6 protein-coding genes are annotated in these 13,979 nt (G+C 54.3%); 1 reads left to right on the forward strand and 5 read right to left on the reverse strand.

The genetic code is table 11. The features are described from left to right. Positions 1–22: 22 nt before the first annotated feature. Both AC23NW_RS01485 and AC23NW_RS01490 read right to left on the reverse strand, forming a co-directional pair. Positions 23–3,049 carry a SusC/RagA family TonB-linked outer membrane protein gene (locus tag AC23NW_RS01485; RefSeq protein WP_487447235.1) on the reverse strand — a complete coding sequence of 1,009 codons (3,027 nt, stop codon included), beginning with the start codon at positions 3,047–3,049 and terminating at the stop codon, positions 23–25. A gap of 416 nt (positions 3,050–3,465) precedes the next feature. Further along, on the reverse strand, positions 3,466–5,079 hold the full coding sequence (locus AC23NW_RS01490; RefSeq protein WP_487447237.1) for a S8 family peptidase: 1,614 nt from the start codon (positions 5,077–5,079) through the stop codon (positions 3,466–3,468). Between the two features lie 215 nt (positions 5,080–5,294). Here AC23NW_RS01490 and AC23NW_RS01495 point away from each other — a divergent pair, with 215 nt between their 5' ends. Then, positions 5,295–6,392, forward strand: a complete 1,098-nt coding sequence (locus AC23NW_RS01495) for an AI-2E family transporter (protein WP_487447239.1) — start codon at positions 5,295–5,297, stop codon at positions 6,390–6,392. 80 nt (positions 6,393–6,472) lie between these two features. On the opposite strand, the gene AC23NW_RS01500 is transcribed toward AC23NW_RS01495, so the two are convergent. The 3 genes from AC23NW_RS01500 to AC23NW_RS01510 form a co-directional block, all read right to left on the reverse strand. Continuing rightward, a complete protein-coding gene (locus tag AC23NW_RS01500; RefSeq protein ID WP_487447241.1) occupies positions 6,473–10,930 on the reverse strand; it encodes a beta strand repeat-containing protein in 4,458 nt (1,485 codons plus the stop codon). 123 nt (positions 10,931–11,053) lie between these two features. After that, positions 11,054–13,024 carry an SGNH/GDSL hydrolase family protein gene (locus AC23NW_RS01505; RefSeq protein WP_487447242.1) on the reverse strand — a complete coding sequence of 657 codons (1,971 nt, stop codon included), beginning with the start codon at positions 13,022–13,024 and terminating at the stop codon, positions 11,054–11,056. Positions 13,025–13,622: 598 nt separating this feature from the next. Then, complete coding sequence (locus AC23NW_RS01510; protein WP_487447243.1) at positions 13,623–13,928, reverse strand: DUF3784 domain-containing protein; 306 nt, start codon at positions 13,926–13,928, stop codon at positions 13,623–13,625. Positions 13,929–13,979: the final 51 nt, after the last annotated feature.

Below are 13,979 nucleotides of genomic sequence, written 5' to 3' on the forward strand. Positions count from 1 at the left end.
AGTGATTTCGGAGTCGTTAGGATTAAAAATCAACCGCTACGTGGAAGAAAATACGTTTGCTGTTCGGGAAGGCGGCGTTGTCGACACTGGCACCGACCGACTGGTTGCCGAAGTTTGATACTTCGGGGTCGTAGCCCTTGTATTTGGTGAATGTCAGCAGGTTCTGGGCCGACGTGCCGATCCGCAGGTTCGAAACCACATTACCGAAGGCCGCTGTCATCAGCGATTTCGGGAAGGTGTAATACAGCGATACTTCGCGCAGACGCACATAGCTTGCGTTCTGGATAAATTCGCGGGCCGTTACGTTCGGGTTTGTCGGAAGCCGTGCCCGGCCATTTGGCAGTCCAACGTTTTCGTACAGGTTATCGACCTTGCTCCAGTCAACGGTAGTACCGCCGGTATCTTTCTGCTTGATGGTCAGGTTCGAGTTGTAGTTCCCCTGGCTGGTATGCAGCAGAAACGAGAAGTCGAAATCCCGGAAGAGCTTGAACTGGTTCGAAAACGACATCTGGAACCGTGGCTGAGCGTCTTCGTAACGGGTTGCCTGCGCTACCCCCGAAGCATCCAGTACGTTCGGTGACCCGAACCAGCGTGTCGGCGACTCGCCCAGGCGAAGCTGGTTCCGGCCATAGATGCTGAAGCCTGAGCCGACGGTGGTGTTCGGAATGTCGAGACGGGTAATTTTGCTGCGGTTGAACCAGTACTGGAGCTGGGTGGTCCATGAGAAATTCGATGTCTGAACCGGTGTCGTCCCCAGAGCAAGCTCAATACCACGATTTTGCAGGTCACCCACCGGATAGGCGTTGAACTGGGTAACACCCGTGCCTGAAGACAGCGTATACGGATTGAGGAGGTTGAATACTTTCTTGTCGTAGTACGTGGCTTCCAGCGTTACCTTGTTATTGAGGAAGCCGAAATCGGCACCCCACTCAAGTTCCTGGGCGGTTTCGGGTTCGATGGTCGGGTTACCGATTGAGGCCGGTGAAACGGCACCCAGCTGCCCGTCGATAATGGTGGTCGACATCGACGTGAACAGGTTACCGTAGGCCGGTACGCCCCCCGTGCGGCCGAATGCACCACGCAGTTTAAACTGGCTGATTGGCTCGTAACCCCAGAAACCAAACTTAGTCAGGTTCACGGCCACCGACGCCCGCGGGAATCCGTACCATTTTGTGTTGTCGCCGTTAAGACTCGATTTATCGAAGCGGATCCCGAGCGTACCGATCACCTTATCTTCGTAGTTCATTTCCTGCTGGGCCACCATACCCACGTCCTGCCAGCGCTGGAAGGCCTCGCTGAACGACCGTACGCTACCGTTGTTGGGGTTAATCTGCTTCGGCAGCATGCCCTCGCCCTGAATCCAGCTCAGGTCGTTATCGGTTGTCAGCCGGACGGTACCGACCTGCGATGTCATGTCGATTTTACCGGCCAGTTTCCAGTTATAGATCAGGAACGCCTGGAGGTTGGTGTTAAAGCTGCGCGATTTCGAGAAGCGGGAAGCGCCCGGCGTAGCCCGTGTCCGCTGCGACTGCAAATCTTCCGGAAAGTAGACTTCGGCTTCGGTGTTTACGTAGTCGAGCCCGCCCGAAACGGCCAGTTTCAGCGTACTGTTCGCCTTTTGCAGGAAATAAATGTTGCTTGTAAACGACTGGATAAAGCGGTTTGTCTGCTCATCGTTGATTGTCCGGTCAACGATCGCCAGCGGGTTGTCGCCGGTGTAGCGGGAGTCCGGATAAATTCCGTTTACGGGGAACAACTGGGCGTAGTTCGGGATGTAGGCCAGCACATACCCAACCGAAACGCCGCGGTTGTCGTTGCCGCTGAAGCTGCGCTGCGCACCGGTCCGCATGTAGTTGGAACCAAACGAAAAGTCAATCCACTTCGCGAGTTTATGGTCAATGCTCAGCCGCAGGGATTTCCGCTGATAGCCGGTCCGTTTCTGAATACCGGTTTCGTCGTTGACACCCGCCGCCACGTAGAATTTGGTTTTATCGGTACCGCCCGAAACGCTCAGGCGGGTGTTGCTGATGTGGCCGGTATTCCCGTAGATATACTTCTCATAATCATAGATTTTACCCTCGGCCGTCGCCTTTTTCCAGAGGTCGATTTCGGTTGCGCTGCCGCTGCCCGGGTTACCGTTGCCAAAGACGTAATCAAATTTGTTTTGCCCCTGCGGTCCGATCGGGTCCAGACTCCAGCCTTCAGCACCCAGCAGGCGGATAGCCGACGAGAAACCGATGTCCTGACCGAAGCTGACCTTGGTTTTACCGGCTTTTCCCTTTTTGGTCGTGATAATAATAACCCCGGCATTGGCGCGTGTTCCGTAGATGGCGGCGGCGCTCGGGCCTTTCAGGACTTCAATCGACTCAACGTCGGCGGGGTTGATATCGGTCAGGCGGTTCGGCGCCTGATCCTGATTGGAACCGGCTCCGCTGAAAGCTGCCGCGCCGGCACCGGTCGCAAACTGTGAGTTATTGACAAACACCCCGTCAACCACATATAAGGGTTCTGAGGTGCCGTTGATCGAGGAAATACCCCGTAGTTTTACCGAAATACCGCCGCCCGGGGCCCCGCTGTTCTGCACGATATTGGCCCCGACTACTTTACCGCTCATGGCTCCGTCGATGGTAACCGGTTTGGTTTTGCCAATCAGTTCATCGGCCGTGAGCCGCGTGACGGCGTTGGCAGCATTGCTCCGCTTCACGCTCGTGGCAAGGCCGGATACGATAACCTCATCGAGATTCTGAACCGCCTCGGCCATGTCAACATTCATCACGTCCGATTTGGTGACGGGAACTTCCTGCATCGTATAGCCGATAAAGGAGAAAATCAGTGATTTCGCCGTGGCCGGTACGCTGATGGAATACTCCCCGGCGGCATTTGAAACGGCTCCCTTGGTTGACCCTTTGGCGACAATGTTAACGCCCGGCACCGGTGCGCCGTCGGCTTTAGCCGTGATCTTACCGGTAATGGTCCGGTCTTGTGCCATAACTTGCCCGAATCCGCTCATTAATAAGCAGATAAACCACAAAACGTAAACTTTTTTCATAAAATAACAGCGAATAGAGATTGATAAAAGACGGTAATGCACGGCCATGCAATGGTGAGGGAGCCAAAAGCGGAACTAGTACGTACGATAAGATCAGATGGCCTGTACGGATACAGGTATGCCGGTAGCTTGTGCTACCTGAAGATGCTTATGAGAGGTTTTGTTGTACCGTAGGCAAGTCACAGCGGACAAGTGTGGTAAATGTATGTAATCGTCTTTTTAATTGAAATATAATTTTTGTTATTATAGAAAACTCAAAATAAATAACTTAAAATATGCAATTATCCGGAAGAAACAAAAAATGATGGCTTTGTATAGTTACGTTTTTTCCTGTATTTGTTTTATTCGGAACGGGCATAAAAAAAGCCTGCATCCGGATGCAGGCTTACACGCGTAGTATGTAGTAAGGAACGCGCTTATTTAGCGCCTGATTCCTCCATCTGGGCCATTTTCACGGCATCATACAGATTCACAATGGCGCCGGTTTTCGACAGGTCGGTAAAGTTAACCATGTCTTCTGACTCGGGGCGGATTACCTGAAGTCTGGTTACCGTAGCTGACTTTTCGATAATCCGTTTGATGTCGGAATACGTCAGTTTCGGGAAGTAAGATTTTAAAACGGCGGCAATACCCGACACCACCGGTGCGGCCATGCTCGTACCGCTCAGGCTTTCGTAATGACTGCCCGGCGTTGTTGAATAAATAGACATGCCCGGGGCAAATACATCCACCGTTTTCTGACCGTAGTTCGAGAACGGAGCCACCAGACTCTTATCGCCGTGCTGCGTGGTAGCGCCCACCGTGATGAGGTTCGGAATCGCGTTGCCGTCGATAAAGGTCGAGGCCGGATAACTGGCCGTTGTGTCGAGCAGTTTGCTGTCGTTGCCGGCCGCGTGAATCAGCAGCACTCCTTTCTGAAGGGCATACCGCATGGCATCGTCAACGGCTTTTCGCTGCGGCGAATAGTCCTTTCCGAAGCTCATGTTGATGATCTGTGCCCCGTTATCAACCGCATACCGGATGGCATTGGCGACATCTTTATCGCGTTCGTCTCCGTCCGGAACGGCGCGGACAGCCATAATTTTCACCTGATCGGCCACCCCCTGTACGCCCAGATTATTGGTCCGGTCGGCGGCGATAATACCGGCTACGTGGGTGCCGTGGCGGGCGTTAGGGCCGGTAATGTCGGCGTTGCCATAATTTTTGTCGGCGGTATTTTCCGGATCATCACCGATGATCTGACGCGCTGAATAGCCTGGGTTATAGGCATATTCGGCGCGGGCTTTCAGCTCCTGCAAGGCGCTTTTCAGTTCGTTTTTAACGTCGTCGGCTTCGGTATAGCCCTGAGCCGTCAGCATTTTGTACAGTAGTCCCGCCTGTTTGCGTACCATCAGGTCGTCGGATTTTACATTGGCCAGCGTGGCCGTATCGAGTTTGCTGACGCCCAGTGTTTTCAGCAAGCTTTCGGTCAGCATCAGGTACTGCTCGTTAAAGCGGCTGATCGACTCGTATTGCTGCTTGTATTCGTCCTGTTTGCTTTCGACTTCTTTCTTATACGTCTGGTATTGGTCAAATTCCTTTTGCTGGGCAGGACTTAGCGACGCACGGCTTTTGCCGTCATACAGCGGCTTCAGCCGGATATACTGGCGGGTTACCTCGGCGGTCTCAAACTCAATGTTTTTGCCGTTTTTATTACCCAGAAAATTCCAGCCATGAACATCATCAACGTAACCGTTTTTGTCGTCGTCGATCCCGTTGCCCGGAATCTCCTTCGGGTTGGTCCAGAGTACGCGCTTTAGATCTTCGTGTGTGGAGTCAACACCGCCGTCGATAACGGCAACAATGACCGGTGTCGCTTTCCGGTTTTTGAGAAGTTCGCTGTAGGTACGATCCGTGCTGATACCAAGGGCGCTGTCAGACTTAGGGTCCAGATGGAACCATTGTTTATTCTGTGCCTGACTGGCTGCCGACGAAATCATCAAAGCAACCACGCAACCGAGCAGGCGTATACCTGGCTTGTTTAAGGACATGTAATATGTGGTTTTTATATAAACACTATAACGCAAATAGGCTATAAATCATTCTACTTGCTATGTAAGATATGCTGTTTAAGTGAGAATTAACGCAAATTTACCCAACTTATCAGGGAAAAAAGATGTAAATAGACGGGTTATCTAAACGATTGGGTAACCACGTGGTTATCGGGTAATAGCTGATCATCATATGGGGTGATCCGTACGGCATTATGAACGAATCTGTATTTTATCACCGGTTTTCGCATGCGCTGCTGGCGCTGGCCTTGCTGACAGTGGCCATCTATTTTGGACAGGATATTCTGGTGCCGCTCGCGATGGCGGGGCTGCTGGCGGTACTGCTGCGGCCGGTCGAAACGATATGCCTGCGCATCGGACTGCCTAAAGTCATTGCCATCAGCCTGACGGTTACGCTGGCGTTTGTGGTACTGGCAGGACTGGCCGTGTTGCTGTCGATGCAGCTGGCCGATTTTGCCGATGACCTGCCGAAACTGAAACGCAACATCAACGATTTTTACCACGATGTCCGGCGCTGGATCCGCCAGGAATACAAGGTCAGCTACCGGCAGCAGGAGCAGTACCTTAAAAAGGCCCAGACCCAGACGCTCGATACCTTACAGGGGCCGGAAACGCTGGGTATGGTGACGGGGCCGCTCGGCACGCTGATACTGATTCCGATTTATGTCTTTCTGTTGCTTTATTACCGGACGATGCTGATGCATTTTCTGGTCGCGCTGTTTGCCGAGCAGCATACGGCGAAAGTGCACGAGGTGATGAAAGAAATCAAGGTCGTCATCCAGAGCTATATGGTCGGGCTGGTGCTCGAAACGGCCTGCGTTGCCGTCCTGAATTCGGTTGGTCTGCTGCTGCTCGGGGTGCAGTATGCCGTGTTGCTGGGCGTCATGGCGGCCATTCTGAACCTGGTACCGTATATCGGCGGTCTGGTGGCTACGGTGCTGACCGTCATGGTAGCGTTTATTAACACACCGGATCTGGAAATTCTGGGCGGTGTTGTCGTCGTATTCCTGATTGTGCAGTTTATCGATAATAACGTGCTGGTCCCCCTGATCGTGGGTTCCAAAGTGCGGATCAATGCCCTGGTGTCCATCATCGGCGTACTGATCGGCGGGGCACTGGCGGGAGTATCGGGTATGTTTTTGTCAATTCCCGCCATTGCGATGCTGAAAGTTATTTTCGACCGTGTTGACGCCTTAAAACCCTGGGGCATTCTTCTCGGCGATGAAACGCCCGAACAGTCCCATAAAAAGCTGCTGAAACTGGCGAGGAAGAAGGAGAAAGAAAGTGAATAATAGATCATGGACAATGAATAATAGATAACGAGGGTAGGCGGAAGCCCATTGGTCATTATCCATTATTCATTGTCCATTAGTTACCGGCAGGACTGACCGGTCACGATGTAGGTGATGGTGTCGGTACTGCTGCGGCCGCAGGCGTCCGTATGGCTTACCCGGAATACATACGTTCCAGGCTGCGTAACATTAAGGGCCCTGACCATATGCCAGCCAAACTGGCGGTAAACGGTACTGTACACATAGCCATTGGGGCCGGTAACGGTGAACGTAGTGCCATACCCCTGTCCTTCGAGCGTCACGGCACAAGTATTCGGGCCTAACTGAGCGGTAATGGTGGTTGAAACGGCATCCGCCAGCTGAGGTGCTCCGCAGTTAACCTGGATCGTAGCGGTCGCCGAGCTGACACACCCTTTATCGCTGCCCGTGACAGAATAGACGGTTGTTTCAACCGGAGCGACCACGATGTTGCCGGTTGTCGGGTTGCCCGGCGTATTCCATGTGTAGGAAGTGGCTCCGCCGGCGGTCAGCGTACTGTTTTCCCCGCCGCTGATGGTCGTTACGGCCGGTGTGATGGTAACTGCCGGTATCGGGTTTACCGTAACACTCACCGTGGCTGTCGCCGAACAGCTGCCGCTCTGACCAATAACCGTGTAGGACGTTGTTGCCGTCGGCGATACCGGATTGGTGGCTGCCGATATACCGTTTGACCAAGCATAGGTATTGGCTCCCGCCACCGTTAAACTAACCGGCTGACCCGCACAAATCGTCTGACTGTTGCTGATGGTCAGCGTGACCGGTGTCGTCTGTAGCGTAATAACGGCTGAGCCGGACACCGCTGATGCACTAACCCCGCTCTGCACCACGGCGCGGTAGTTGGTTGTCTGGCTCAGGTTCGTAACGGTCAGGCTCGTCAGGCCTCCCGACGCGTTAATGTCGGTCGGGTCACTGAACGCAGTGGTGGTCGACGATTGCCATTTTATGACGTTACCGGTGTTGTTTGTCAGGGTTAACACCACCGTATTGGTGGTTGAACAGACGGTGGTGCTACCCGTGATGGCTCCGCCCACCGTCGCCGGATCGGCAATTCCCTGTACCGCAAAATCATAGCTGCTTTCGTCGCAGTCATTGCTGAAAATAGCGAGTTTCGCACTGAATGTACCTGACGTTGCAGGCGTAAAGGTAGCTGCAAAGGTAGCCGACGACCCGCTGCTGATGGTGGCCGGTAGCGGCAGACCAGAGACCGCAAAGGCCGCACTGCCCGAACCGGATGGGGTAATGGCGGATATCGTAAGCGCCGAGATACCCTGGTTTTCGATGGTATACACCAGTGTTTTAGCCGCGTTGACCGATAACGAGCCGAAATCGGTATTATTGGCGGCGGAGAGCGTGGTTGTACCGTCGGTAATAGTCAGGCTGTTGGCCGTCAGGTTGATTTCCGGATAAACGACAAGGCCGCAGCTGCTGCCCGATACAACGGCCCCGGTTCCGATCCAGTTTGAGGTGCTGCCGGAAAGCGCGAAATTGGTCAGGGTGCCGTTATGATTACCGCCGGCGGCATCAAGAACGGTGGTGATACCGGCATTGTTGCCACCAGCCTCGCCCTGATTAAAGGTATAATAAAGCAGCAGATTCGCTTCGCTGCCCGTGAGTTCGCAGGAACGCTGCTGACTGATTTCGTCGCAGTTCCGGGCTACTGTCCAGATACGAAGCTCGTCGATTGAGCCGTGTACCGGCATACAGCAGCCCGCCGCAATCAGCAGGCGGCTGAAATTGGCGGGGGCGCTGTTGGTTCTGGAGGCTAGCAGAACACCGTTTTTGTAGAAACTGCCGGTTCCGTTTTTAAAGGTATAGGCAAAATGCTGCCACGTATTCAGTTCAACGGTCCCCATCGGCAGCTCGGCAGGTGTCAGGCGGCTGCTCATATCAGTGCCGACATAAACCGCTCCGCCCGCTGTCGAATGGAAGGTAAAGCCTTGCCAGGCATTGTTAGCCAGACTGCCGGGTGCGCCAATTGAAATTTCCTGATTGTAATCGCTCAGGCTGGCCGGATTGAGCCAGAATTCTACCGTAAATTCAGCCGGAGGAGCACTGGTTAGTCCCGTCGCGCTGATAACGTCATTGCTGCCATCAAAGTACAGCGCTGCGCCCGGGTTCACGGCTGACCGCAAACTGATTGCTGCAGTGGTTGTGGCAGTGCAGCCGTTGGTAATGCCGGTTACGGAATACGTGGCAGCCGTATTGACCATTATACCGGCTGCCTGCGTACCGGTTGACCACGTATAGCTATCGGCACCGGAAACGGTAAGTGTTGCGGTTTGTCCGGTGCTGATGGTGAGGCCGGGAGCTGCCGTAACGGTCAGTGAAGGGGTGCTGTTAACCGTTATGCTGACACTGACCGGATTGGAAAAACAGGTGCCGTTGTATGCCGTCAGGCTAATGACGGTACTGCTGGCTGGCGTAACAACAATTGCCTGGTCGAATTCGCCGGTCGACCACAGGTATTCCGGCGTGGCGGCGCGGCGGGCAGCACCGGAGCGGTTTGTCGGGGTTGGGTCCGGTGCCGGAGCCGGGTTTATTCCGCCGCCCGGCGGCGGGGCCGGTACCGAGTAAGACCCCGTCAGGGTCAGGCTTTGGCCCTGGCAGATGGTGAGGGCCGGCAAAAACATAATATCGGCGGTCGGCAACGGATTAACGGTAATGACGGCGGCGGCAGAGTTGTCTGCCGGATTCGTACTGTTTTGTACAACGGCCCGGTAGTAGGTCGTTTGCGTAATACCCGAAACGGTCAGACTGGTCAGTCCGGCAGATCCCGGTATGGTTACAGCGGTGGAAAAATCAGATGTTGCAGATGACTGCCAGGTCTGCACCGTACCGGTCTGATTCGTCAGAGAAAGAATAATACCCGTAGTTCCTGCACAAACTGTTGAACTCCCTGAAACAGTGCCCCCCGCACTGGCAGGGTCGGTGCTGGCCTGAACGGCAAAGTCATAACTGGCTTCGTCGCAGTCATCGCTGCTAATGACGACACTGGCCGCAATGGCACCGGTTGAGGTTGGCGTCAGCGTCACGACAAATGAGGTCGCAGCGCCTGCGGCAATGATGGCGGGCAAGGTGATCGCAGAAACCATAAATTCACTCTGATGCGCTCCTGAAATAGTAAGGCTGTTGACCGTCAGGCTGGTTGTGCCCTTGTTCTGGATCGTAAACGTACGGGAAACCGGTGTGTTTGGCACGACCGAACCAAGGTTCGTACCGGTTGTGATTGTCGTTGAGGCTGTACCATCGGCAATATCAATTCCGTTGCCCTGAACATTAATATCGGTTGTCGTCTCCGGAACCGGTGTGCCGACAGTAGTTGAGCCAAAGGTCAGGTTATCGTATGTGCCCGGACAACTGTAGCGGCTTAGGGTTACCGATTTGGCCGTACCGCTGAATGCAAGGGAGGCGGTGCCGGAGCTGCCGTCGATAGCTATACTTCCAAGGCGATTGCCTGTCCCGTCCGGACCATCATAGACGGCTATACCAAACCCGACACACAGGTTGTAGGTCAGGGAGAATCCGTTATTAAATCCGTTCGGGACATTGATAACGGGGCCCGGGTCGGTGCTGAGCTGTCCGTCAGCAGTAGTACTCCCGTTTTTGAAGCTGACGCCGAGGCCGGGGCCGCCTGCGCCGTTGTAATAGTCTCCGATTGTGGCCGGAGAGCAGCTGAAGCCAAGTGTAAATGCCCCGGCGGGAAGCAAATTGGTAAAGGTATCACTACCCGATAAGCTAATCCGGTCGACGATCATCTGCCCGCCGCCAAAATAGTAGGAAAACAAGGTGCTCATGGCCCCTGGTAAGGTGCCGGTTTTGGGCAGGTAGGCTTTACCGGTAACCTTGTCGGCCGTACTGCCGATTGACGTATTCTGTAAGGCTGCGGGCGTAATTGCCCCCGAAGCGAAAAAGTGATTATACTGATCAAGGTCCAGAATCCAGCCTGATATGGCCCCCTTATCGTACGTAAAGAGGTACATATACGTAGTGTTTTGCGACAGGCTTGCACCATTGGTCATGGCGCTCATACCGGCACTACTGGCTCCTATAGCTGGATTCCCGCCGACCCCGTCCTGTGCCCCCAATAAAGCAATGTTGAACCCCTGGTTATTTCCCGCGCCGCTGCCCATACCCAACATCAACACGCTGCCATTGAAAACAGATGAAAGCCGGAAAAGGAAACTGCCCGACACGATGCCCGTACCCGTAAAATCCGTGGCAAACGTCCGGCTTGCATTACTACCTGATCCGACAATCATGGCTCCGCCGATGGCTGGCAGATTGCCGAAAGTCAGACTGGTTGGCGTATAGGCGCCAGCCCCGTCTGACCAGGCACCCGAAAACCCGGTGCCGCCGTTTTTGCCGGATAAATCACCGGCGGTTGCACCATAATCGAAATCTTCGGTCACTGTAATCTGTCCCCGGACAGCCAGCGGAAGATACCCGATACATACACTAATAAGAAAAATCCGGAGTGAAGAGAGATAATATTTTCCCATAGGAACAGGGCTTAAGGGTCATGCTGCAAAGCACGCGCAAAAGCCCTGTTGCCTGTTATCACAAATGGGACAGGGGATGTCCCATTTGTGATAGTTCGGGAAAAGGTTCTGGAAATGAGTGAATTAGTTTTCTAGGAAATACACAATCCGGCAAGCCGTACCGGTACTTATTTCCGGTTTGTCGGGACTGAGGCGTAATTCCAGCGTATGTTTTTTGTCCGGCAGATCACCGGCGAAGAGTTTGTACCAGGGCAGATGCAGCTGCTTGCTCCAGGGGGTAGAGAGGTCCATTTTCTGAAAAGGCCCCTTGTCAATCCGGTATTCGACGATACCGGCGTCAGGCCCCGAGATCAATCCCATGCCGATAGCAGTGCCGGTGAAGGACAGCGTCAGCATGGCACCGGGTTGGGTGGCAACCAGCATCGGCCGGTTTACGAAGCCGTCGCGGGTAGGTGTCTTGTCGTCGGGGCGCCAGTTTTCGACCAGCGTCCAGCCGCTGCTGAGGGTGGCTTTCCGGATAGGCAGGTAATGGCCGCGCTCAAAACTGCGGGCGTTCATGGGCTTTGCCGGGGTAGTATTGGAAGCGGCTGATCCCGTACCGTCGAAAGAACTGTTCAGAAGTGCCTTGATGGTCTGGTAGTAAATTTCCTGTCCGAACGGCGACGGGTGCAGGTCCTTGAAGTCATATTCCCACGTCATTTCCCCGGCCTTGATGCGGTCGTGAATCTCCTGTGCCAGATTGATCGACGGCAGGTTATACCAAGCAGCTACCCGTTCGTGGTTGGCCACTTCGAGCGGAACCTTACCCGCCTGATAGTCGCGGGTTTTGTGTGGTTCGGCAAACGACATCAGCACCACATCGACGGCAGGGTTCACTTTCCGGGCGTGGCGGATGATGCCTTCCATCGACCGGATCTGGGTCAGGCTGTCGGTGCCGTTACCCCGGTCGTTGACAGCCGCTTCGAGAAACAGGAGATCCGGTGTGCCTTTGTCAAGCACATCCTGCTGAAACCGGAAGGCATGCGGCAAACTACCCAGCGACGGAATACCGGCCTTGATAAACGTAAACTGTGTATCCGGGAACCGCTCCTGCAAAAACTGGCTGACCTTATCGCGCCAGCCGGGGTTATGCGTAATGGAGCCGCCGAGGAACGCAACGGTAGCCTTTTTCTGCTGCCGGATTACCTGTGCGATATGCGGCAAACCGCCCCGAAGCTGAAAATACGGCGCCTTCGGCAACGGCTTTACGACCGGCACCGAGGCCTGTTCGATAAAATTGGCCCACCAGTCGGGGTGCTCAATCGGGAAGTGGTGTCCTTCCAGTTGCTGCGCCCCGCGAGTCATGGAATAGACGGTGGCCGGGCCGCCGAGTTTCAGGTAGCGGTCAATCAGAATAAAGGTGTTTTCGGCATTCGGCACCAGTGCATCTTTCGGCCCGATTACATGCAAAACCGGTACTTTATAGGCTGCCAGTCCGTCCAGATGGTCAATTGGGTTATCGGCGTAGGCCAGTGCCTGTTCTTCGGTAAAGCCATAGACATCCAGCAGTTGCTTCCACGATTTCTCATCGCCTTTGCTTTTACCCTTGCCGCCCGGCCAGCTTTTGATGTCGCAGACGGGGGCTTCGGCATAAATGCAGCTGACTTTTTCCGGATTCCGCTTGGCCCACCCATACACGTAGAGGCCGCCTCGGCTAACGCCTTCGAGAGCGACTTTGGGCGCGAAGGCCAGTTTGTCGGTCAGGTATTGATAAAACCGGTCCCAGACCATCATGGCCACCGGAGCGCCGTAGCGGTCATTGGTATTGACATAGGCGACATGGAACCCGCGTTGCAGCAGCAGGCTGTCCATTGTGGTATGCCAGTCGGGGAAGTGCGCGCGCCAGACCCACGGGTTGCCTGGCAGCGGTTTCGCCGGTTTGACGTACCAGGCCGGCAGGCCATCGAAGGTGAAATTTACCTTATCGAACCCGTGCCAGCGTTCGGTTTTGCCGGGCGTAATGGTTTGGGCGTGTGCGGTTGATGGCAACCACAGCCACAGGAAAACGAAAGAGAGAATCAGGCGTATGGAATGGGAAATCAGCTTTTTTTTCATCGCGTCAACAACAAGGTCAGTTTTAAAAGCAGCCGTTCACGGTGGCCTACCTGTCCGGAGCAGCATGATGGCTGTTATTCCCGATAGTAAGCAGGCTTATTGATAGGGGAGCTTACCTGTGTCGTGCGATCAACGTTGTCCCGTCAGGGACACAACAGCGGAGCGTCGGTAGATAAATGGTGGTGGTGGTGCATTATAGTCCCGTCAGGGACACAACAGCGCAGCGTCGGTAGCAAAATTGTGGTGGTAATACATTTGGTCCGCACAGTCCCGTCAGGGACATAACAGCGCAGCGTCGGTAGAAGAATTTTGTGGTAATACATTTGGTCCGCACAGTCCCGTCAGGGACATAACAGCGCAGCGTCGGTAGAAAAATTGTGGTGGTGTTACATTTGGTCCGTACAGTCCCGTCAGGGACATAACAGCGTAGCGTCGGTAGCAAAATTTTGGTGGTGTTACATTTTCGTGCCGTAGGTACGACACATTCGATTGCATGTACGGCGGAATAAACATGGGTCCGCTGATTGCTACCAACGCTGCGCTGTCTGGCTCCTACGGAGCCGGCTGGAAACCACATGTATGTTTCAAAATACCTCCCTCACTTCACATACCGCTGAATACCAGCCAGCATGACAACACCGGTCAGCATTGACCCCAGCATAAAGGCAATAAAGAGATAAAGATCCGTTTGTTTACCGGAAAAATAGAGCCCGCCCCCCGCCAGACATAAAGCCAGAAGGCCGGTGGCGGTCAGGCATTTGCCGGTCCATACCGCAGCTGCTTTGGGATCGGTACAGGCATTTTCGTCGTAGCCCGCGATGAGGCCGGGCCATTGGGTGTACCAGATAAGCACACCTAACAGAATAAAGAAGCTGCCGGTAATAAAAAGAATAATCGTAGCCATCGGTCAGTCCGGCGGGGAGCGGCAACCCTCTCCGCCGGTGATACCATAAAC

This window comes from Arsenicibacter sp. R0_47, assembly GCF_057652235.1.